Origin of the sequence: Methanocorpusculum labreanum Z (assembly GCF_000015765.1) — an archaeon.
Lineage (GTDB): Archaea > Halobacteriota > Methanomicrobia > Methanomicrobiales > Methanocorpusculaceae > Methanocorpusculum > Methanocorpusculum labreanum.
On the sequence record NC_008942.1, the window covers coordinates 1,410,782 to 1,432,150 of the forward strand.

General features: G+C 50.5%; 18 protein-coding genes and 2 tRNA genes. 4 read left to right on the plus strand and 16 right to left on the minus strand.

The genetic code is table 11. The features are described from left to right. Positions 1–6: 6 nt before the first annotated feature. The 3 genes from hisE to proS form a co-directional block, all read right to left on the minus strand. The gene (gene hisE, locus MLAB_RS07335; protein ID WP_011833753.1) at positions 7–321 is read right to left on the minus strand and encodes a phosphoribosyl-ATP diphosphatase; all 315 of its coding nucleotides are present in this window, start codon (positions 319–321) and stop codon (positions 7–9) included. Then, positions 318–773, minus strand: coding sequence for a NusA-like transcription termination signal-binding factor (locus MLAB_RS07340; RefSeq protein ID WP_011833754.1), 456 nt, complete (start codon positions 771–773; stop codon positions 318–320). The genes hisE and MLAB_RS07340 overlap by 4 nt, the downstream gene beginning before the upstream one ends. Positions 774–891: 118 nt before the next feature. Beyond that, complete coding sequence (gene proS, locus MLAB_RS07345; RefSeq protein ID WP_011833755.1) at positions 892–2,325, minus strand: proline--tRNA ligase; 1,434 nt, start codon at positions 2,323–2,325, stop codon at positions 892–894. A 128-nt stretch (positions 2,326–2,453) separates the two neighbouring features. On the opposite strand from proS, the gene MLAB_RS07350 reads away from it, so the two are divergent. From MLAB_RS07350 to MLAB_RS07360, 3 genes are all read left to right on the plus strand, one after another. Beyond that, complete coding sequence (locus MLAB_RS07350) at positions 2,454–5,399, plus strand: acyl-CoA dehydratase activase-related protein (protein ID WP_011833756.1); 2,946 nt, start codon at positions 2,454–2,456, stop codon at positions 5,397–5,399. Position 5,400: 1 nt separating this feature from the next. Beyond that, positions 5,401–6,660 carry a 2-hydroxyacyl-CoA dehydratase gene (locus MLAB_RS07355; protein WP_011833757.1) on the plus strand — a complete coding sequence of 420 codons (1,260 nt, stop codon included), beginning with the start codon at positions 5,401–5,403 and terminating at the stop codon, positions 6,658–6,660. A gap of 70 nt (positions 6,661–6,730) precedes the next feature. Continuing rightward, positions 6,731–8,455 carry a formylmethanofuran dehydrogenase subunit B gene (locus tag MLAB_RS07360; RefSeq protein ID WP_011833758.1) on the plus strand — a complete coding sequence of 575 codons (1,725 nt, stop codon included), beginning with the start codon at positions 6,731–6,733 and terminating at the stop codon, positions 8,453–8,455. A gap of 608 nt (positions 8,456–9,063) precedes the next feature. Here the strand turns inward: MLAB_RS07360 and cbiQ are convergent. The 11 genes from cbiQ to MLAB_RS07415 all read right to left on the minus strand — a co-directional run bounded on the left by cbiQ (position 9,064) and on the right by MLAB_RS07415 (position 18,972). After that, on the minus strand, positions 9,064–9,909 hold the full coding sequence (gene cbiQ / locus MLAB_RS07365; RefSeq protein ID WP_011833759.1) for a cobalt ECF transporter T component CbiQ: 846 nt from the start codon (positions 9,907–9,909) through the stop codon (positions 9,064–9,066). After that, positions 9,906–10,838 (minus strand): ATP-binding cassette domain-containing protein, encoded by a 933-nt coding sequence (locus MLAB_RS07370; RefSeq protein WP_011833760.1) that lies wholly within the window; start codon positions 10,836–10,838, stop codon positions 9,906–9,908. Before MLAB_RS07370 ends, cbiQ begins: the two co-directional genes overlap by 4 nt. Before the next feature lie 121 nt (positions 10,839–10,959). Continuing rightward, on the minus strand, positions 10,960–12,108 hold the full coding sequence (locus MLAB_RS07375; protein WP_011833761.1) for a geranylgeranyl reductase family protein: 1,149 nt from the start codon (positions 12,106–12,108) through the stop codon (positions 10,960–10,962). Between the two features lie 71 nt (positions 12,109–12,179). Further along, on the minus strand, positions 12,180–13,004 hold the full coding sequence (trpA, locus tag MLAB_RS07380; protein ID WP_011833762.1) for a tryptophan synthase subunit alpha: 825 nt from the start codon (positions 13,002–13,004) through the stop codon (positions 12,180–12,182). Beyond that, positions 13,004–14,182: a tryptophan synthase subunit beta gene (trpB, locus tag MLAB_RS07385; RefSeq protein ID WP_011833763.1), complete on the minus strand. Its 1,179-nt coding sequence runs from the start codon at positions 14,180–14,182 to the stop codon at positions 13,004–13,006. Before trpB ends, trpA begins: the two co-directional genes overlap by 1 nt. After that, on the minus strand, positions 14,179–14,757 hold the full coding sequence (locus MLAB_RS07390; protein ID WP_011833764.1) for a phosphoribosylanthranilate isomerase: 579 nt from the start codon (positions 14,755–14,757) through the stop codon (positions 14,179–14,181). The genes trpB and MLAB_RS07390 overlap by 4 nt, the downstream gene beginning before the upstream one ends. Beyond that, positions 14,748–15,515 (minus strand): indole-3-glycerol phosphate synthase TrpC, encoded by a 768-nt coding sequence (locus tag MLAB_RS07395; RefSeq protein WP_011833765.1) that lies wholly within the window; start codon positions 15,513–15,515, stop codon positions 14,748–14,750. The genes MLAB_RS07390 and MLAB_RS07395 overlap by 10 nt, the downstream gene beginning before the upstream one ends. Beyond that, complete coding sequence (gene trpD, locus MLAB_RS07400; protein WP_011833766.1) at positions 15,505–16,527, minus strand: anthranilate phosphoribosyltransferase; 1,023 nt, start codon at positions 16,525–16,527, stop codon at positions 15,505–15,507. The genes MLAB_RS07395 and trpD overlap by 11 nt, the downstream gene beginning before the upstream one ends. Continuing rightward, positions 16,524–17,102, minus strand: coding sequence for an anthranilate synthase component II (locus MLAB_RS07405; RefSeq protein ID WP_011833767.1), 579 nt, complete (start codon positions 17,100–17,102; stop codon positions 16,524–16,526). Before MLAB_RS07405 ends, trpD begins: the two co-directional genes overlap by 4 nt. Further along, entirely contained in the window at positions 17,099–18,625 is a 1,527-nt protein-coding gene (locus tag MLAB_RS07410) for an anthranilate synthase component I family protein (protein WP_011833768.1), read from the minus strand. The genes MLAB_RS07405 and MLAB_RS07410 overlap by 4 nt, the downstream gene beginning before the upstream one ends. Before the next feature lie 274 nt (positions 18,626–18,899). Beyond that, positions 18,900–18,972: transfer RNA gene (locus tag MLAB_RS07415), tRNA-Glu, on the minus strand. Positions 18,973–19,106: 134 nt separating this feature from the next. Here MLAB_RS07415 and MLAB_RS07420 point away from each other — a divergent pair. Then, complete coding sequence (locus tag MLAB_RS07420) at positions 19,107–20,219, plus strand: OBG GTPase family GTP-binding protein (protein WP_011833769.1); 1,113 nt, start codon at positions 19,107–19,109, stop codon at positions 20,217–20,219. Here MLAB_RS07420 and MLAB_RS07425 read toward each other — a convergent pair. Next, entirely contained in the window at positions 20,206–21,048 is an 843-nt protein-coding gene (locus MLAB_RS07425; protein ID WP_011833770.1) for a hypothetical protein, read from the minus strand. The genes MLAB_RS07420 and MLAB_RS07425 overlap by 14 nt on opposite strands. A gap of 221 nt (positions 21,049–21,269) precedes the next feature. Beyond that, positions 21,270–21,344 (minus strand) — tRNA-Arg (locus MLAB_RS07430). Positions 21,345–21,369 lie beyond the last annotated feature (25 nt).

Below are 21,369 nucleotides of genomic sequence, written 5' to 3' on the forward strand. Positions count from 1 at the left end.
GCCGGATTAATCGTGAAGATGCATCCCGGCGCGACGAACGGCGAGCTCTTCTTCCACGAGATCAAAGTCCACATCAGCCGCTTTTAAAGCAACCATCATATGGAAAATGAGATCCGCTGCTTCTCCCACCGTTTTTTCAGAAACGCCGTTCTTTGCGGCGAGAATGAATTCAACGGCCTCTTCTCCTACCTTTTCAAGGGATTTGTCGATGCCCTTTTCATGAAACAGGAGATGCCGCACATATGACTTCTCTAAACTTTCAGACGCCGCCCTTTCGCAGATGACCTGCCATAACTCATCGAATACTTTTGCATCCGTCATACGCTTCCTCTGTTCGGTATGAGGATATCTCCAACCTCTTTACCATAAAACCTTCGGACCAGAATTCTGGCTTTTTCGATCGTCGACCCGCCTTTTCCGATAGCAAGACCGAAGTCCCCCCGTTCCGGAACGGTGATCATCACCGGTTCGTCCCGGCCGCCATACGAAACTGAAGCGACTTCGGCCGGCTTGAACATATTCGCGATGAAAACTTCGCGGTCCTCATCGAACTCGACCATCTCGATTCGTTTCCCAAGAACACGGGACATCTTTTTGATATTATCTCCGCCTTTCCCGATAGCAATCCCCATGTCTCCCTGACGGATAACATAGATGATCCGTTCAAACCGGTCATCAATGATACAGTCGATTGCGGTAGCTTTGGTCAGGATTCGAAGCTCCTCAATATAGCGGCGTTCTTTGAAGCCGAGGGTCCGGTCAAGCTCATGCATCTCATCTATCGGCATGCCGGATGCGGCTTTATCATTTTGTGTTTTTGAATATTGATCATTGTTTGACATGATATCCTCTGTTTTTATATGAATTTTTTTGATTGTGTGTAAAATTATTTTAGTATGATCTGCCGACGAGAGCGGTTTTTCCCGGTTTGCCGCAGACGATGCACGGTCCTTCATCATCGACGACATATTTGCTGCGGACACCCGTTCCAAGAAGGGATGAGTTGGTGAGCTCCTCAAGCTTATCGGCGCAGGCCTTCTCTCCGCACCAGTGAACAATGACGATGTTTTCCTCTAAACTCTGATTACACTCATCTACGGTCTTAACGGTCTTCAGATGACTGCTCAGATGGTCTTCGGCTTTTTCGAGGATCTGATCGTGTGCTTCATCAAGCAGACGCTTCACGGAATCGGCGGCATTTTCTCTTGGGATCGTGGTCTTGACGCCAAGCCTGTTTGCACAGACGAGCTGATTATTGTCAAGATCGCGCGGGCCGAGTTCTACGCGAAGCGGCACGCCGTGGAGTTCCCAGTGATAATACTTGGCGCCCGGCCGCATATCGCGTGCATCCGTTTTCACACGGAGCCCGGCGGCTTTCAGTTCGCTCTCGAGTTTTTCCACCGCAGCCATGATCTCGTCACCGCGTTTTCCAACGATGATCGGGATGATAACGACCTGGGTCGGGGCAACGGTTGCCGGAAGGACCAGGCCTTTGTCATCACCGTGAACCGCGATGATCGCGGCAATGCATCTCTCGGAAATGCCGAAGCAGGTCTGCGAAGCAAGTTTCTGTTCGCCGTTCACATCCTCATAGGTGATATTATAGGTCGTGGAGAAGTGGTCGCCGAGATGGTGAACGGTTCCGATCTGCAGGGTCCGGCCGTCGGGCATGACTGCATCGATTGCCATCGTAAAGTCAGCTCCGGGGAACTTGTCCCAGTCCGGGCGGCGGGAGATGATGATCGGCACACCGAGATCACGATAGAATTCGGTGGCAAGACCAAGCTCATACTCGACCTGTTTATTTGCATCGTCCCAGTCGGTGTGGACCGTGTGGGATTCCATGAAAGAGGTGATTTCCCTAAGCCGGATCAGGGGGCGGGTGTGTTTTGTTTCATATCTAAAGGTGTTGACGACCTGATAGAGCTTTAATGGAAGATCGGCGTGGGAACGTACCCACAGAGCGTACATCGGATAGATTGCCGTCTCACTGGTCGGACGAAGAGCGAGCTTAACGTCAAGCGGTGAGAGACCGCCGTGGGTGACCCAGTAGACCTCGTCCTCGAATCCTTTGATGTGCTCGGCTTCCTTCATGAACTCGGTTTCCGGGATGAGAAGGGGGAAGAGGGTTTCCTCGTGATCTCTATTTAGAAGCGATCTAAGAAGGGTGTATGTGTGATTGCGGAGTGCAAATCCGAACGGATACCAGACGTAGAGTCCTTTGACGGGATACCTAACGTCCATAATATCCGCACGGCGGATAACTTCGTTGTACCATGCGCTAAAATCGGTACGGGAGGGGAGTGCCCCGGTTTCTTCTGCCATATATTCACCTGAAGTAGTTATTATTGGGCCCTTGATAGTATTAATCCCACGTTCCGTCAGGAGACGCTTATCATGGAGATATATCCCACAAGATATATTGAAAAGCCGGACTAATACTGCTTACATAAATGACGGAGCCCAAATATACATCGATATTGAAAATCGGCATCGACATCGGCTCGACCACCGTCAAAGTTGTAGTCCTTGATGAAGCAGACAATATTCTTTATCGGGCATATGAACGTCACTTCTCGAAGGTAAGGGAAAAGACAGAAGAACTTCTGAATCGGGCCTCGGAGATTCTTGACGGAAAACAGGTTCGTATCCTGATCACAGGTTCGGCGGGGCTCGGCGTTGCAAAGTCCGCCGATCTTCAGTTTATTCAGGAAGTCTTTGCTACAGCAAAGGCCGTCAGAAGCTACATCCCCAATGCAGATTCCGTGATTGAACTCGGAGGGGAGGATGCAAAGATCATCTTTTTTAAGGGAAGTCTTGAAGAAAGGATGAACGGGAGCTGCGCCGGAGGGACGGGAGCTTTCATCGATCAGATGGCGACCCTGCTGAACGTAAGCGTCGAGGAACTCGACGAACTCTCGCAGCATTTCGAAAAGATCTATCCGATCGCATCCCGCTGCGGCGTTTTTGCAAAGACGGACATCCAGCCGATCCTCAATCAGGGCGGACGAAAAGAGGATGTAGCAGCATCCATTTATCAGGCCGTCGTTGACCAGACGATTGCCGGGTTGACACAAGGCAGAAGCCTTGGAGAGACTATCGTATTTTTGGGCGGGCCGCTGTATTACTACAAAGGTCTCAGGAAAAGGTTTACCGAGACGCTTGGCCTCGACAATGAACATGCTGTCTTCCCGGAAAACGGCGACTGTTTTGCGGCGCTTGGAGCGGCTCTCTCGACGGACGGATACGAATCCACCCCATTTGGCGACGTTCTGAGAAGAATCCGGGAAAGCGTGGACGACGCGACCCACACAAACACCATGCCGCCTCTTTTCACCTCTCAGGAAGAATATGAGGAGTTCTGCAAACGGCACAACAGCAATGCACCGCCGAAAACAGACATCTCATCATACACGGGTGACGCCTGGCTCGGCGTTGATGCGGGAAGCACGACGACAAAACTCGTTTTGATCGATGAAAACTGCGGGATTCTCTACTCGTATTACGGATCGAATCAGGGAAACCCGGTCGGGATCGTTCTCGCCGAACTCAAAAAGATCTACGAACTTGCCGGAGACAGAATCAAAATCAAAGGAAGCGCGGTCACGGGCTATGGAGAAGAGCTGATAAAAAACGCCTTCAATATGGATCTTGGGCTGGTTGAAACGATCGCCCATTATCAGGCCGCCAGACACTTCAACCCGGACGTGGATTTTATCATCGATATCGGCGGACAGGATATGAAATGCTTCAAGATCCGAAACGGGGCAGTCGACAGTATCTTCTTAAACGAGGCATGTTCATCCGGATGCGGGTCGTTTATCGAAACGTTCGCCCGGGCTCTCGGCTACGAGATCGGGGAGTTTTCGAAATTAGGCCTGTTCGTTGAACATCCGGTGAACCTTGGATCGAGATGTACGGTTTTCATGAACTCATCGGTCAAACAGGCCCAGCGGGACGGGGCAACGGTCGCCGATATTTCTGCCGGACTGTCCATCTCGATCGTCAAAAATGCGGTCTACAAAGTCATACGCGCAGCAAGTGCCGACGATCTCGGCAAACACATCGTCGTTCAGGGAGGGACATTCAATAATGACGCGGTCCTTCGAAGTTTTGAACAGGAACTCAAGCGTCAGGTCACCCGCCCGGTCATCGCCGGGATATCCGGGGCATACGGCGCCGCGCTGTACGCAAAGGATACGGCGCCGGAAAACCCGGGACTCCTTACCCTGAATCAGCTTGCGGATTTTACCCACAAGGCGCGACCTATCACCTGCAAACTTTGTACGAACCACTGCAGTCTGACGATCAACACCTTCGACAACGGACGCCGGTTCGTCTCGGGAAACAGATGCAGCCGCCCGCTTGGAAAACAGAAAAACGACCTTCCGAATCTGGCAAAATGGAAGTATGACCGTCTGCGTTCGCTGACCGGCGTTCCGGGACCCCGCGGGAAGATCGGGATACCCTTTGGACTCAATATGTTCGAGAACCTTCCCTTCTGGCATACGTTCTTTACCAGACTCGGCTTCGAAGTGGTTCTGTCTCCCGAATCATCCCGCAGCATCTACCGGCTCGGTCAACACACTATCCCTTCGGATACGGTCTGCTACCCGGCAAAACTTATGCACGGGCATGTTATTTCCCTGATCGACGAAGGAATTGATACGATCTTCTACCCTTGTATGCCCTACAACTTCGACGAGGGGGCAGGAGACAACCATTTCAACTGTCCTGTCGTCGCCTACTATCCGGAACTTCTTGCAGCAAACATCTCCGAACTGGAAAAAGTCAGGTTCCTGAATCCCTACTTCGGTCTGCACAGACCAAAAGATTTTGCCAAACGTGCCGCCGCCTACTTCAAAGGCGAGTTCGGCATTCCGGCACATGAGACAAAGGAGGCCGCCCGTGCGGCATACAAGGCATATGAGGATTATAAATCTGAGATCCGTGCAAAAGGCGAAGAATATATCAAATACGCACGGGACAACGGGAAAAAGATCCTTGTTATGGCCGGAAGACCCTATCACATCGACCCGGAGATCGGCCATGGGATCGACGAACTTGCCGTGTCATATGGATTTGTTCTCATCAGCGAGGATTCAATAGCCCATCTCGTGAAAAAGGAGCCGCGAAAAGTACTGAATCAATGGACCTATCAGTCCAGACTTTATTCGGCTGCCAGATACGTCTGCACCCAGCCGGATATGGAATTTATCCAGCTCGTTTCATTCGGGTGCGGGATCGATGCAATAACAACGGACGAGACCAGAGACATCCTTGAATCGGGGGGCAAACTCTATACGCAAATCAAGATCGATGAAATCACCAATCTCGGAGCTGTGAAGATCCGTCTGCGAAGTCTGATCGCAGCGGTCGAAGCAAGGGAGAGAACATAAGATGGCTGAATTAGTGTACGACGAGACCGGGCGGCTCCTCTTCACCGAGGAGATGAAGCATGAATACACGATCCTCATGCCCCAGATGCTTCCGGTGATGTTCCATCTTTTGAAGCGGATCATCGAACTCGAAGGATACAGAATCGAGATTCTGACATCTACCAACCGGGAGATCGTAGAGACCGGGCTGAAATATGTACACAACGACACCTGCTATCCGGCTCTTCTCGTCATCGGTCAGCTGATCGAAGCGGTCCAAAGCGGAAGATACGACCCCCACAAAGTGGCCCTTCTCATCAGCCAGACCGGAGGGGGGTGCCGGGCCTCGAACTACATCCACCTTCTCAGAAAAGCGCTCAAGAAAGCGGGCTTAGAGTATATTCCGGTGATCTCGATCAATCTGTCGGGTCTTGAAAAGAATCCCGGATTTAAGATCCCTTTCTCGGTCGGCCGCCGGATGATCTACGGTATGATGTACGGGGATCTTCTGGTTCATCTCGGCAATCAATGCAGGCCGTATGAGCTGGAGAAGGGAGCGACCGATTCCCTGATCTCGAAATGGACCGATGATCTTGTAGACCTTTTCGTTCACGGAAAAGGAATGAGCCGCGGACAGATGAAACGATATATGGAAAAGATTACCCGCGACTTTGCAGCGATCCCAAAAAGTACAGAAAAGAAGATCAGGGTCGGGATCGTCGGCGAGATTTATATCAAGTATGCTCCGCTTGGAAACAACAATCTCGAAGACTTCCTGACCAGCGAAGGTGTGGAAGTGATCGTGCCCGGAATCACCGACTTCATGCTGTTCAAATTCAACAACCGCTCAGTGGATGTGGATCTGTACGGCGGAAGCAAACTGAAAAAATTCGCAATCGGGGTCGCCCAGCGATATATCGAGACCTGCCAGAAGATCACGATCGGCGTAATAAAAGACGAAGGATCATTTCGTGCCATGGGGACCTTTGCCGATCTGCAGGAGTTCATCAAAGGATATCTCGGATACGGGAATAAAATGGGAGAGGGGTGGCTCCTCACCGCCGAAATGCTGGAACTTATCCACACCGGAACCCCGAACATCGTCTGTACTCAGCCGTTTGGCTGTCTTCCAAACCATGTCGTGGGGAAGGGCATGATGAGAAGACTGAAAGTGGATTTCCCTGACTCGAATATTGTCGCAGTGGATTATGATCCGGGGGCAACACGGATCAATCAGGAAAACCGGATCAAACTTATGCTGGCCAACGCAAAATCCGAGTAACCGGGACCTATAAATGCATATATTAACTAGAGGATACCACTTAAAGTAAAGATACGAGAGGTAGGATATCATGAAAATGCTGATGAGCAGCGGCCGAACGATCGATCAGGGAAAAGCCCTCTATCACAAAGAGGGAGAGAGTTACTCCAGGAGTACATCGCTCTGCTATCTGCATCCAATGGACATGATGGACCTCGATATTGAAGACGGAGAGCAGATCCTCGTTTCCTCACCAGTGACTTCCATCGTTTTTACTGCTATCCAGTCTTCAGACACCCCCAGAGGCATCATTTACATGCCGCTTGGTCCATACTGCAATGCTCTGCTGACGGGAAACACTCACTCCACCGGAGCTCCTGACTTTAAAGGTATAATCGTGGAAGTCTCGGCCACGAAGGAAAAATCGGTTTCGGCAACGGATCTTATGATTGACCTTGGCGGAGTTCCTTTCGACCTTCCAACTGCCGACAGAGTTCCCGGCTGTCCAGATGGGGAGATAGTAGCACAGCATGCCGTCTGCCCGATGTGCGGGTGCGTCTGTGATGATCTGGAGATTCATTTCTCAAACGGGAAAGTCACATCAGTCGTAAACGGCTGTACGCTCTGTGCCGAAAAATTCAAAGCATCCGGCAGGCTCCTCTCCCCCGCGGTTCGTGAAGGAAATGAATGGAGATATACCGATTACGATGAAGCGATAACCAAGACCGCGATGTGTCTCGCCCACGCAAAACGGCCGCTCTTGTACGGATGGAGCAGTACATCGGCCGAGGCAATGCAGGTTGGAATCGAACTCGCCGAAGAGGTCGGGGGCGTGATAGACAACTGTTCTTCGGAATGTCACGGACCAACGGTTCTCGCCATCCAGGAGGTTGGCCATCCGGGATGTACACTTGGTCAGGTCAAGAACAGGGCCGACGTCGTGGTCTACTGGGCATGTAATCCGCAGGTAGCCCATCCGCGGCATATGTCCCGCTATACGACCTATACATCAGGTTATTTCCGAAAAGAGGGAAGAGAGGATCGAACAATTGTCGTGGTTGACATTCGTGAATCCGAGACGGCAAAATTGGCAGATGTCTTCCTGAAAATAAAACCGGGAGCGGATTTTGCCGTATTCAATGCTCTGCGGGCGATCGTCTCCGGGAAAGGAGATATCCTCCCCGATGAGATCGGCGGGGTCGAGAAGGGTCAGCTCTTAAAACTCGGGGACATCCTGCTTGGCGCAAAGTTCGGGATCTTTTTTACCGGGGTTGGGCTCACCCACTCAAGAGGAAAGTACAAAAACGTCCGGGCAGGAATCGAACTTATCGATGAACTGAACCGTCATACCAAATATGCCCTTTCCCCTCTCAAAGGTCACTGGAACGTGGACGGTACATGCCATATCTTCTCTCTGACAACAGGCTATCCGTTTGCCATCGACTATTCGCGCGGGATCGCCTACTACAATCCCGGCGAAACGAGCGGGATCGATCTGCTGGAACGAAACGAGGTCGACTGCTGTGTTGTCGTATCGACAGATATCGGCGCACATTTCCCGAGAACAAGCATCGAAAGACTGGCGAAAATAAACACGATCGTCCTTGACCCCTACGTGTCGCTGACAACTCCGTTTGCCAAGATCCAGCTGCCGGGATCCATCGTCGGGATCGATACGCAAGGTACAGCATACCGGATGGACGGGATCCCAATTCATGTCAAAAAGATCCTCGACTCCTCTGTTCCTTCGGATACGGAGATACTCCAGCGCATTCTCTCAGAAGTCAGACGGATCAAAAAAGAGCAGACAGTGTAAGTTCTGAATGCAGGCGAGCTTATGTGAAACGGGGTGCCCGCCTCACATAAGGGTATGTTCAACTATTTTTTCCTTCAGGAAAGAGACCGCATTACTTGCGGTTTCCTTTCTTTGAAGGTGCGTCGCGTGCTGGGGCTGCTTTCGGGGCTGCGTCTGATTTAACAGGTGCTGCGTCCTTTTTGCCTGCCATAGGTTTGTTCTGCATTTGGTTTTCACCTCGGTTTTTAGTGAGTGATTACGCAAATAGTCTGGCTACCTGTCGATGGATAAATTTCCATGGCGAGACGATTCCCGTCTTCCCGGCACCTCGTTTATCTCAATGACTGCAGCATTCAGGGGCTGGTCAGACCCCCTATCCGGCTCCCCGGTGTAAGTTAACCCACGTCGCCTCAATCCTGTGGAACTTCCTATTTTTCTTGTTGATTTCTCACTGTAAATACTTTTGCGAAGGTCTCGGAGAAAACGTGGCAAAATCGTCCAAAAACGCCTGATCTGCAGGGTTTTAGAGGAAAGCAGCAAGAGCGCGGACACTAGGAAACGTTAATCGCATGCGCGCCGGGTAGCGCCCGCAAAACCCTTGAAATCCAATGCGGGCCGGCTAACACGCATTAAAATATCATATAAACCAGTGCCGGAAACAAAAGGAGATACCCGACCCCAAAGAAGAGGAAGATCCACTCGGCAAATACCAGAGGTTTCTTTGAAAAATGCATCGCCGAGTCGGCCGCATATCCCCGGCAGCACATCGAAACATAGGTTCGTTCTCCCTGATCGATGGCACGAATAAATAAGGATCCGGCCGCGTTGCCGATCACGCGAAGCCGATACGCAAGAGGAAGATGACGATCGGACCAGGTGAAACATTTGCAGGCAAATGCCGACTGGATCTTCTGAAAAATCAATGCGAAGACGAAGATATAGCGGACGGTAAGACTCATGACCGTGATGAAGAGTTTTGGAATATGGAGGCGGGACGCTGCCTCAAGCATTCCCTGCATCGTCGTCGTGGCCGAAAGAAGAATGATGAACGAGAGGGAAATAACGAATTTGGCAAAAAGCGAGCATCCGAAGATGAGCGACTCCCAGTACATAGTTACCCCAAGCGGGAAAGAGAACAGGACATGATAGAGATCATAGTACGGGTTTCCAAAGAAGGGCTGGAGAATGATGAAAAACAACCCAAACGGCATGATAAGAACAAGCCTGACCAGATAATATCTGATTGAAGCCCCGGACATGAGGTAGAGACACCAAAACAGCATATAGATCACGAGAAGAGCAAAGAGCTGAGGCCAGGGAATGATCTGATCGCCTATTCTTACGTAAGGCAGAACAATCGTTACCAGTAATCCCAGAAGACAAAGGATGAGTTTGACTCTTCCATCCATGGAATGAACCGGGCTTTTCCGGTACGCCTCGTGTTCGATATCAAAGAGTTCGTCTATGAGCGTCATTCTTGGTGAAGATGGGGATGGGGATGGATGTGCTGGTGGTCACTCATATGTTCCAAATCAGAATGGACAGGAATCTCCTTTTTTTCTCTGGGGAGAGGTTCCTTTCCAAATGCTTTCATGAAGGCATCTTCAGCATCCTGATATGTATAGGCTGATTCAATATTGATTCCCTGAGCCTGAAGAGCCTGAATAAGTCTTGGGAGGGACGGAAGTTCCAGGTGGGCACGTGCAAGCAGATCATCCTGAAGGAAGATCTCCTGAGGGGTCCCATATCCAGTGATCTCGCCCTTCTCCATAACATATACGTAGTCAGCCATCTCCGGGACCAGTTCTACCTGATGCGTGGAGTAGATAACCGTGAATCCATATGTTTCCGGAAGCGCATTCAGAAAGTCGAAGAGCTCTTTGACCCCAAGAGGATCCAAACCGGCGGTAGGTTCGTCGAGAATTAGAACCTGGGGTTCCATGGCTAGAACTCCTGCTATAGCCACACGCTTTTTTTCACCGCCGGACAGGTGGTGGGGGGCCCGGTCGCGCAGATCTTCGAGACCGAGCATGTGGACTACGGAATCAACGCGGTGTGCAATAGTCTCCTCGTCAAGCCCGAGATTGCAGGGACCAAAAGCGATGTCCTGTTCAACGGTGGTTGAAAATACCTGATCATCCGGGTTTTGAAAAACGAGACCGACAAACTTCCGCACCTCATGGATGTTTGCTTTGGTGATTGGCTCGCCCCGAATCAAAACAGACCCTGATTTCGGCTTCAGAATTCCATTCAAATGACGGAAAAGCGTACTTTTTCCGGCCCCATTGGGACCGAGAACCGCGATCCGCTGTTTTCTTCCGGCAATGAAGTTGATATTGTTCAATACCGGCTCTTTGGATGTGCTGTATGAATAACAGAGGTCCCGGGTTTCAATGAGGTGCATTGTACTGATTTATGTATGCTTTGAGGACATAAAGATGGTAGCATTGGTAGTACGGAAGAGAGGGGAAAAATCAAGAATTGCCTGCCGGAAATTGCAAACTTCAGATAGGAAGTCCAGAAATCTATTGTCCGAACACCGATCTAAAAATTCCTTTGACACCGACCTTTCCGAATGTTCCATACAAAGATGGCTTCATCATAAGCCGCTTCAGCAGATCGGAAGGCCGGTCCATATCCCCGTAACGAACGATCAGATCAAGTATCTCTGGAGTATTCATTGCATCGATCATCGAATCGATATCTTCCGACTTCAGATTCCGGCGGAACTCGAGAGCCTTTAGACCCATATCCAGTTCACGACCGAAATCTTCGCGCCAGAGAGCTTCATACCCAGAAAGAAATGCATCCGTCGTATCTCCGGTTTCCGCAGATTTAACGGCGATCTCCGCAGCAAACCGGGCAGAGCGGATCCCGGTATAGACTCCGCCGCCGGATGTCGGTTTTGGAAAACCTGCGGCATCGCCGACAAGCATGCAGCCCGACCCAAACGTTTTACGCCGGATCCCAAGTGGAATCGTACCCGTTACCGAGTGAAGGACGCTCCCTGGAAAACGTGCGAGGAATTCAGCAAAAAGATCAGGTACATTTTTCATTCCGCAAAGACCCACCCGTGCTCTTTTTTCAGACAAGGGAATGACCCAGGCAAAAAAATCGGGAGCGGCATTTGGATGAAGCTCGACAAGCGATGAATCTCCATCCCACGGAACTTCGGCCTGGATCCCGGAATAAATATAGGATGACGGCGGGATCCCAAGACTCCGGGCGGCAACACTCCGCGGACCATCTGCTGCGATCAAAATTGTATAGGGTATTTCCTCCCCGCCGGCAGTATGAATAATTTTTTTCTCCGGATTGAGCTTTGTCACGCAGGTCTTGAGAGAAAATTCAGCACCGGCCTCAGCCGCACGAACGGCAATTTCATGATCGAGTCTGCCTCTGTCGACAACATAGGCTTTTGTCGTTTTTGCATCGAAAGAAAGAGAATGGCCCTCTGAGCCGCAGATTTTTGCTCCGCGGACCGTATTATACACGGACCTGTCCGAAACTTCGCATTCGGCAAAGGCATTATTCGAAAGAAGACCGGCACACTGGACAGGATACCCTATTGAGGCATGCTCTTCAAGAATCCTGGTGGAAAGACCTGCTTTGGCGCAGATTCGAGCGGCGGTCGATCCGGCTGGTCCCCCTCCTATGACGATGACATCAGACACGTATGATTCTGTTGGTCATACAAAAATAAAAATAAGTGGGGGTTCCAACTGAGATTTTGGTAAACTGAATCTCAAATCCCGCGTTTCTTCGCTTCATCGTCAACAGAATTCTTCATGCTCCGGACATATGCCTTAAGTTCTGCAAGCATTCCTTCTTTATCCCCGAGATGATCCTCGATCCTTCCAACAATCGCGCTGCCGACAATAACCCCGTCCGCACCATGGCGGACGATCTCAGCAGCATGTGCCGGCTCTGAGATCCCAAACCCGACGGCGACGGGCGTCTCGGTCCGTGCCTTGACACGGTCAAGAAGCGGGAAGGCATTTTCCGAAATCTCAGCACGCTTTCCGGTGACCCCAAGGGAAGAGACCAGATAGATGAAGCCGGAAGCGAGCGAAACGATCATATCAAGCCGCTCGTCCGAGGTCGTCTGCGTCACTAGGAAAATCTGTGCGAGCCCGGTCCGCTCTGAAGCTTTCAGGGCAGGCTCGATTTCTTCCGGCGGCATATCAACAATCAAAATCCCGTCGACGCCAGCCTCTTTTGCTTCATCATAGAATCGGTCGATACCGCGGCGGAACACGATATTGCAGTAGACAAGAAATACGATCGGAACATCCGAGTAACTTCGAACCGCTTTCACGATCTCAAATACACCTCCGGTTGTAATGCCTGCATTAATCGCCCGATTATCAGCGCTCTGGATCACACCTCCGTCGGCAACGGGATCGGAAAAGGGAACTCCCAATTCCAAAACATCGCAGCCTCCGTCGATCAAGGCTTTCGCGATCTCAATCGAATCAGACATATTTGGATCGCCGGCAACGGTGTATCCGACGAAACCGGGTTTTGCAAACGCTGCAAAAACCCTCTCTTTTCCGGATTTTGCCGGCATTACTCCTCACCTCCAAACATCTTTGAAACCGACGAGACATCCTTATCCCCTCTTCCGGATAAGCATATGACCACGATATCATCGCGGTCGAAAGAATCCCTGTTTTTGAGAACATACGATACCGCATGGGCCGATTCGAGAGCTGGAATGATACCTTCCGTCCGTGAAAGATAGGAGAAGGCCTCAAGGACCTCGTCATCCATCACGTAGGAATACTCGACACGATTCAAATCTTTCAGCATGCTGTGTTCAGGCCCGACCCCGGGGTAGTCGAGTCCAGCCGAGATGGAATGCGTCACGCCGACCTGTCCGTCATCATTCTGGATAAGATAGGAAAGAGCCCCGTGCAGAATCCCTGGACTGCCGGTGTTCAGCGTTGCACCGTTATTTCCGGGAGTGAGGGCACGCCCTCCTGCTTCCACGCCGACCATCCGGACGTCGTCGTTCAGCATCGGGTAAAACATTCCTATCGCATTCGAGCCACCGCCGACGCAGGCAACAAGCGTGTCCGGGAGTCTTCCTTCTTTCTCAAGACACTGACGTCTTGTTTCCTCACCGATGACCGACTGGAAGTCCCTGACGATCATGGGGAAGGGGTGGGGACCCACAACCGATCCAATCAGATAGTGGGTGTAGTCAACGGTCTTTGCCCATTCGCGCAAGGCCTCGTTGGTTGCATCCTTCAGTGTCTTCGTCCCGGAACTGACAGGATGGACCTTCGCCCCCATGAGTTCCATTCTAAATACGTTCAGTTTCTGTCTCTCGCAGTCTTCCTCGCCCATGAACACTTCGACCGGCAGATTGAGAGCCGCTCCGGCAATTGCCGTTGCAACGCCGTGTTGTCCGGCCCCGGTCTCTGCGATCAGGCGTTTTTTACCCATTGCTTTTGCGAGAAGAGCCTGCCCAAGGGTGTTATTGAGTTTATGCGCCCCGCCGTGAACAAGATCCTCGCGCTTGAGATAGACCTTACACCCGCAGTACTCAGACATATTCCTGCAGAACGTAAGGGGCGTCTCGCGTCCGGCAAACTCCGTCAGATACGAGTTGAGTTCAGCCTTGAACCCCGGGTCGTCTTTTAATCTGTGGTACGCGCTGTCCAGCTCGTAGAGAGCCGCCATGAGTGTTTCGGGGACGAATCTTCCGCCGAACTCTCCATAATATCCTGTTTTTTCTTTCATACTGCTGGTCTCCTGCAAATTTCTATAAATTCACGCATCTTTTTTCTGTCTTTGATTCCCTTTGATTTTTCAACGCCGGATGAGACGTCGACGGCATACAGACGAAGATCCCGTATGGCATCGCCGACGTTGTCGGGCGTCAGGCCGCCGGCAAGTATAACGGGAACCGCCGACTTTTCAACTACTTTTTGGGCATAACTCCGGTCATACACGATTCCCCGGCCGCAGCTCTGATCGATTACAACCGCATCGCATTTCTCGGAGATGCTGGCCTCTCCCGACGCCACACGGTAAATTTTTGTTCCAACACCTGCCGGGACTTTCAGATTTTGGGGAATCTGAATGGCGGTCGGTTTGAGGGAGAGGATGAGTTCCAGATCGCTTTGACTGTCTGTATTGGTAACGCAGATCTTCTCGGTGTTTGGACGAAGGGCGGCGAATATCTCTCTTGCCCGGCTGACCGGAACCGAACGTTTGGAATCCGAACAGACGACGATTCCAATCGCGTCGGCACCCTCTTCTTCCGCGATTAACGCATCCCTTACCGTGGTGATCCCGCAGATTTTTACACGCATACGAATGCCTCCAAAGTTTTTTGCGGATCTGCAGACTTCATGAGAGAGGTTCCAATGAGAAAACCGTCACATAAATTTTTCAGACCAAGGACATCCTCAGGTGTTTTGATGCCGCTCTCGGAGATCACAGTAAGACCCGCATCCCGAAGAAGGCATGAGAGTTCTTCTGTTGTTTTCGTATCGACCGACATGTCATGGAGATTCCGGTTATTGATGCCGGTCAGCAGTGCCCCGGATTTTACGGCATTTTCCGCATCTTCCCGGTTCCTGACCTCGACCAGAGGTTCGAGATGCAGAGACTGGCAAAGAAGGATGAACTCTTCAAGCCGGTCCTGCAGAACATCGGCTATCAGAAGCACTGAATCGGCCTGCATGACGTAGGTTTCGTAGATCTGTTTTTCATCGACGATGAAATCCTTTCTAAGGATCGGAAGCCGGGTCCCGGATTTTGCTTTGGTGAGATTTTCCGCACTTCCGGAGAAGTAGAAAGGTTCAGTCAGAACGGAAACAGCACATGCCCCGCCCGATTCATACAGACGGGAGAGGTTCGCCGGATCCCTCCTCGAGTCAAGGGTTTTGTCCGAGGGAGTTTTGTATTTGATCTCAGCGATAACCGCATTTTTCCGGCCCTGGCAGTTTTTCACGGATTTGATGAGGCTTTGCGGAACATAGGTTGTCTCTTCGGAGGTTTTCCTTATAGAGGGGTCGAGCAGTGCTGCCCTTTCTCTTGAGCGGGCACAAATGTCATCAAGAATCATTTTTGCCTCCAGAAAGGAGAATCAGATTCTCCAGTTTCTCGAGCGCAAGGCCCGAATCGATGGATTTTTCCGCATATTTGATCCCATCCGCGATACTCCCTGCCCTCTCTCCAAGATAGATTGCAGCTGCGGCATTGAGGATGACGATATCCCGTCTCGGACCTTCATCTCCCGAAAGAACCGATCTGATTATGTGTGCATTGTACTGAGAATCTCCACCGAAGAGGGAGGCGGCATCGGCTTTTTGGAACCCGAAGGATGACGGATCCAAGGAATAACTCCTGACCTGCCCGTCGTTCACCTCGGAAACCTGAGTAATACCAGTCGTTGTTATCTCATCATATCCATCACCATGGACAACCATTGCTCTTTTCGTACCCAAAATATTGAGAACTTCGGCGATCTTTTCCGTGAGGGGAGAGTCATAGACCCCAAGCAGCTGTGCATCGGCTCCTGCAGGATTCGAGAGGGGACCGATAAGATTGAAGAAGCTGCGGATACCGATCTCCTTTCTCACCTTGCCCGCATACTTCATAGCAGGATGATGGCTTTGGGCAAACATAAACCCTATGCCGTTTTCATCGATGATTTCACAGACCCTTTCCGGCGAAATATCGATTTTTATCCCGAGGGCTTCCAGAACATCAGCGGATCCGCATTTGCTGGTCGCTCCCCGGTTTCCATGCTTGACGACAGTCACTCCAGCACCGGCCGCAGTAAAAGCCGCTGCCGTACTGATGTTGAAGGTGTTTTTTCCATCGCCTCCGGTGCCGCATGTATCGACAAGCATACCGTTTCTTTTCGGAGTTATTTGGACGGCGTTCTCCCGCATCACGGATGCAAAAGCGGCGATCTCGGAACTTGTCTCCCCTTTCATTACAAGGGCTGTAAGGAATGCGCCGATCTGACCATCGGTAGCGTTTCCTGACATGATATCCTGCATCGCCCCTTTTGCCTCGTAAACGCTCAGATCAGAATGTGATGCTACTTTTTTAATGCATTCTGCGATCATCGGATCACTCCTGTATTCAGGAAATTTTTCATGATTTTGTCACCCGATTCTGTGAGGAGGCTTTCTGGATGGAACTGGAGCCCGAACACCGGATACTTTTTGTGGGAAACTGCCATGATCATCCCGTCTTCTTTGCTTCGTGCCGAAACCGACAGACAGGAGGGAAGGGACGATTCTTCAGCGGCAAGCGAGTGATACCGTGTCGCTTTGAATGGATTTTCGACCCCGGCAAAGAGGCCGGTCCCGTCATGCAGAATCTCGGAGGTCATGCCGTGTACCGGTTTTCCGGTCCGAATGACTTTTCCTCCAAAGAAGTGGCATATCGCCTGGTGCCCAAGGCAAATCCCGAGAGTGGGGATCTCTTCTGAATAAGTTTCCAGGATATCCAGACAGAGGGCGGAGTCCTCCGGTTTTCCTGGACCCGGAGAAAGAACGATCCGGTCAAATTCCGACGCATCCGGGAGATCGTTTGGTCGGTCATTTTTAACCACGATCGGTTTTCCCCCGAGATATCCTATCTGCTGACAGAGATTGTAGGTGAAACTGTCGTAACAGTCGATTACCAGAACGTTCATGCGATTTCACCCGCCGATTCAATTGCTGCCTTCATGCTTGCGGCCTTGTTTTCCGACTCGATGAATTCAGATGCAGGATTGGAATCCGCAACGATGCCGGCTCCGGACTGGAAATACGCAGTTTTGTCTTTTACCACGACGGTCCGGATAAGGATCGCAAGATCCAGATTTCCATTAAATCCGATATAGCCGACGGCGCCGGCATACGGGCCGCGGGATGTCGGTTCAAGTTCATTTATGATCTGCATAGCGCGAATTTTCGGTGCCCCGGAGACGGTTCCAGCAGGAAAACACGACATGAAGGCATCGAAGGAGGTCTGATCATCCGAAAGGATGCCCTCAACGGTCGATACGATGTGCTGAACATGGGAGAATTTTTCAACCGACATGAAGTCAGTCACCCGAACGCTTCCGTATTTGGAGACGCGGCCGATATCATTTCTCGAAAGATCAACGAGCATCAGATGCTCGGCGCACTCTTTTTTATCAGCTAAGAGTTCCCTTTCCAGTTCGATATCCTCTTTTGCATCCTTCCCGCGCTTTCTGGTCCCGGCGATTGGAACCGAGGTGACCTGCCGCCCTTCCACTTTGATCAGCATCTCGGGACTTGCTCCGATGACCTGTTTGTCGGAGAAGTCCATGAAATACAGATAGGGACTCGGGTTCAGTTTCCTCATCTGCCGATATAGCCTAAAGGGATCGCTTTCATAAGGGACAGCGCATTGTTTTGAGATGACAACCTGGAAGATATCCCCGTTGAGAATATACTCTTTTGCGGTTCTCACGAGATCTTCGAACCCGTTTTTTGATATGCCGGATGTATATGTTGATTCGGCCTTACCCATTTTTTCGCACGGAAATTTCTCTTCAAATGATGCTAATCCGCAGAGAGTCTTTTTCGCTGCGGAGATCTGACGAAGGGCCTCGGCGTATGCGGAATCGATGTCTTTTGAATCCATCCCGAATAAAAATCTGAGAATGGTGATCGTTCCACGCACATGATCGAATACAACATACTCTTCCGGCATCATGAACTCGGCAAGAGGGAAATCCCGCGGTTTTTCTTTGATGCCGGGGACGCTTAGGGTTTGAAGGGCCAGATCATACGAGAAGTATCCGGCAAGACCTCCGGCGTATCCGGGAATATCAGGACTTTGATACTCGATACAGCGTAATAGTTCATTGAGCGAGTCCGCAGACACATCCCGGCCTTCGATTCCCTTCGCGGGAATGTATTTTCCGGAAATGCTGATTCCCGGATCTGCAGTTAGATGCATCAGAAGGCCGGTCCCAAGGACCGAGTATCGTGCATTATGTTCATTTCCTTCTATCGATTCGAGGAGAAAACCGTATTCTCCTCTGAGTGCCTCATAGGCAGATGCAGGCGAGATTCCCGAGTCGGTAAAAGTCGTATAAACGGGGATCAGCGTATTGGCCGTTAAGGTCTTTTTGAGCGCCGGTAATTCCTCTTTTGTGGGAAATACCGCATTTTGACCAGAGTCCCCGATTATACCAGTTTCCATTCCACCGGCATCACCATCCGATTCGTATTGATTGTTTGCATAATTCACAACAATTGTTGTCTGTTGTACATATATATACATTACTGTACAAATAATTCAATGCGAGCCCGCCGTGGAACTAAATAAAGATCTACGCATAATTATCGTCCAAAGGCTCGGGAAAAAGAGATGAGCGCGCCCAATGAACAGGCATTCTGATAATGGTGAAGCGCGAAAAATTCAACTTTGATAAATGAAAGGAAGAAGTAAAAGAGATTCAAGTATTGATAAACAGTGCTGATATGGGGATTCGAACCCCAGTCGCCGGCGTGAGAGGCCGGCATGATTGGCCACTACACTATATCAGCAGACAAAAGTGCGTAATAAGATTGACAGCAGGAATATTTATAGGTGACGAAGTTGGATAGAACTGATAAGGGAAGAAGGGGATTATACGTCTGCATATCTTCATCATATCCCACTACCAATAAATATAGACACTATGGGACTCGAAGAAGATATTCGTGCAATTGAGGACGAGATAAAAAATACCAAATACAACAAAGCTACCTCGCAGCACATCGGGCGTCTGAAAGCGAAACTCGCAAAAATAAAAGACGACATGGTCATGCGGGCAATCAAGTCCGTAGGCGGGGGAGAGGGATTTTCGGTAAAGAAATCCGGAGACGGGACAATCGTTCTTGTCGGATTCCCGTCTGTTGGTAAGTCCACGCTTTTGAACAAACTTACCGGCGCGCAGAGTGAAACCGGCTCATATGCGTTCACCACTCTTACCGTCGTTCCGGGCCTGATGGAGTACAAAGGCGCAAAGATCCAGATCCTCGATATTCCCGGACTGATCGCCGGCGCTGCAATGGGCAAAGGCAGAGGAAAGGAAGTTATTGCGGTCGTTCGAACCGCCGACCTTATCGTAATCCTTGGAGATGTATTCAATGCCGTGCATGTGGACGTGCTGATGCGCGAACTTTACGACTCCGGCATTCGGATCAACAAACCTAAACCGGATATCACCATCAAAAGAACCGGTGGAGGAGGTATCAGGCTGAACAGAGTCGGGGCCGTAAAACTTGGACTTGAAGAGGTCCGCGCCATTCTTGGTGAAAATAAAATCATGAACGCCGATGTTCTGATCCGCGGAAGCAACGTGACGCAGGATGATCTGGTGGATGCGATGCAGGGAAACAGGATTTACATCCCTGCATTCATTGCCATCAACAAAGTCGATCTTATCAGCGATGCCCAGCGCAAAGAGGTCGAGGAACATATGCGCGAGAAATACGGCGTCGACCCCATCATGATCTCAGCTCACAAAGGCTATCATATTGAAGAACTTCAGGATGCGATCTACGAGCACCTCGGGTTCGTCAGAATCTACATGAAGCCATACGGCGAAGAGGCGGACATGGAAGAGCCGATGATCATGCGCAAAGGCAGCACGATCGAGGATATCTGCCACCGGCTCCACCGGGATTTCGTCGATCAGTTCCGTTACGCAAAAATCTGGGGAACCTCAGTCAAACATGACGCAGCCAAAGTAGGTCTGAAACATGTGGTTGAGGATAATGATATCGTAACGGTCGTTACGAAGCTGTAATCAGCTCACGCAGACCCTGCAGTTCATGAACAGCGGCCCTTATGCCTTCAAGGAGCAGCGGGAGGTTAGCAGCCGTGAGAGAGACAAGCGAAGCTGCAAAAGCTGCATTATCAACGATTCCCGGCCTCATCTTTCGTGCAGCAAGAATCCTTTTGACGAGAAGAAGGAGAAGAGCCGACATGAAGGCAGAGGTCAAAAGAGAGAACAGCAGTCTGAAAAGGCGTTTGATTGGACCATCCAGCATTTCCGGAATTTTTTCCTCCGACTGCCCCTCATCCCCGTAGAGATATGCAGCGCCGGTGATGAGATAGGGCGCCGCAGCAGAAGCAAACATATCATACGCTCCGTCTTCTGAAAATATAACTTCAGAGACTGTTTTCTGCCCAACAAGAACATCTGTCAGGGCCTTCAGGAGAGAAATATCATTTTCCGTATCCTTGGAGATCTCATCAGGCGCAGTGTAGATTGTCTGCAGGATCTCAACGATCTCCTCTGCCGAGAGAGAAGAAGCGGATTTTTCAGAAAACTCCTCGCCAAGAGAGACGGGAACGCCCGTAATTGCGAGGATCGGTTCGAAGTTTTCCGGCAGAAAACCGGCACTCTCCGCAACCCGCCGCAGGACCACGGCAAGACGGCCGTCCAGAACATCAATATCGGCTTGAGGGATTTCAGACAAAGTGTCCGACCCAACGTCACAAAGAAGAGACACGGCCGTTTCAAGCGAAGCGAGCGCAGCATCCGTATTTCCCTCATGAAGATACCCCTCTGCGGTATCAAGTAAAGCGTTGATCGATAAAAAGCGGTCCGGGAACGTATCCTCTGAAGACATGGATACAATAATGTATGCGAATTAACGTGATAAAGGATTACCAAGATTACAAAAGAGAATTATTCAAACATCGATCTTTTCACTTCATTCCTGAAGTTGAATCCAACCCTTGCAGCTTTTTCACGTTTTTTGGCAGTTCACCTCCGTAAACTGTCTTACAAAAATAAATAGATTTATAATCATATAAAGATGTTGGTCAAAAATCCAAAAAAAACGTTATACGGGCCTGGAGGGATTCGAACCCCCGACATTCGGGTTAGAAGCCCGACGCTATATCCTGGCTAAGCCACAAGCCCACGCTGGTAACGCCTTAACCTATTC

Bases quoted from the DNA above. Each gene is read 5' to 3' on its own strand.
- hisE (WP_011833753.1), bottom strand. From the start codon at position 321: ATGACGGATGCAAAAGTATTCGATGAGTTATGGCAGGTCATCTGCGAA.
- MLAB_RS07340 (WP_011833754.1), bottom strand. From the start codon at position 773: ATGCATGAGCTTGACCGGACCCTCGGCTTCAAAGAACGCCGCTATATT.
- proS (WP_011833755.1), bottom strand. From the start codon at position 2,325: ATGGCAGAAGAAACCGGGGCACTCCCCTCCCGTACCGATTTTAGCGCA.
- MLAB_RS07350 (WP_011833756.1), top strand. From the start codon at position 2,454: ATGACGGAGCCCAAATATACATCGATATTGAAAATCGGCATCGACATC.
- MLAB_RS07355 (WP_011833757.1), top strand. From the start codon at position 5,401: ATGGCTGAATTAGTGTACGACGAGACCGGGCGGCTCCTCTTCACCGAG.
- MLAB_RS07360 (WP_011833758.1), top strand. From the start codon at position 6,731: ATGAAAATGCTGATGAGCAGCGGCCGAACGATCGATCAGGGAAAAGCC.
- cbiQ (WP_011833759.1), bottom strand. From the start codon at position 9,909: ATGACGCTCATAGACGAACTCTTTGATATCGAACACGAGGCGTACCGG.
- MLAB_RS07370 (WP_011833760.1), bottom strand. From the start codon at position 10,838: ATGCACCTCATTGAAACCCGGGACCTCTGTTATTCATACAGCACATCC.
- trpA (WP_011833762.1), bottom strand. From the start codon at position 13,004: ATGCCGGCAAAATCCGGAAAAGAGAGGGTTTTTGCAGCGTTTGCAAAA.
- trpB (WP_011833763.1), bottom strand. From the start codon at position 14,182: ATGAAAGAAAAAACAGGATATTATGGAGAGTTCGGCGGAAGATTCGTC.
- MLAB_RS07390 (WP_011833764.1), bottom strand. From the start codon at position 14,757: ATGCGTGTAAAAATCTGCGGGATCACCACGGTAAGGGATGCGTTAATC.
- MLAB_RS07395 (WP_011833765.1), bottom strand. From the start codon at position 15,515: ATGATTCTTGATGACATTTGTGCCCGCTCAAGAGAAAGGGCAGCACTG.
- trpD (WP_011833766.1), bottom strand. From the start codon at position 16,527: ATGATCGCAGAATGCATTAAAAAAGTAGCATCACATTCTGATCTGAGC.
- MLAB_RS07405 (WP_011833767.1), bottom strand. From the start codon at position 17,102: ATGAACGTTCTGGTAATCGACTGTTACGACAGTTTCACCTACAATCTC.
- MLAB_RS07410 (WP_011833768.1), bottom strand. From the start codon at position 18,625: ATGGAAACTGGTATAATCGGGGACTCTGGTCAAAATGCGGTATTTCCC.
- MLAB_RS07420 (WP_011833769.1), top strand. From the start codon at position 19,107: ATGGGACTCGAAGAAGATATTCGTGCAATTGAGGACGAGATAAAAAAT.
- MLAB_RS07425 (WP_011833770.1), bottom strand. From the start codon at position 21,048: ATGTCTTCAGAGGATACGTTCCCGGACCGCTTTTTATCGATCAACGCT.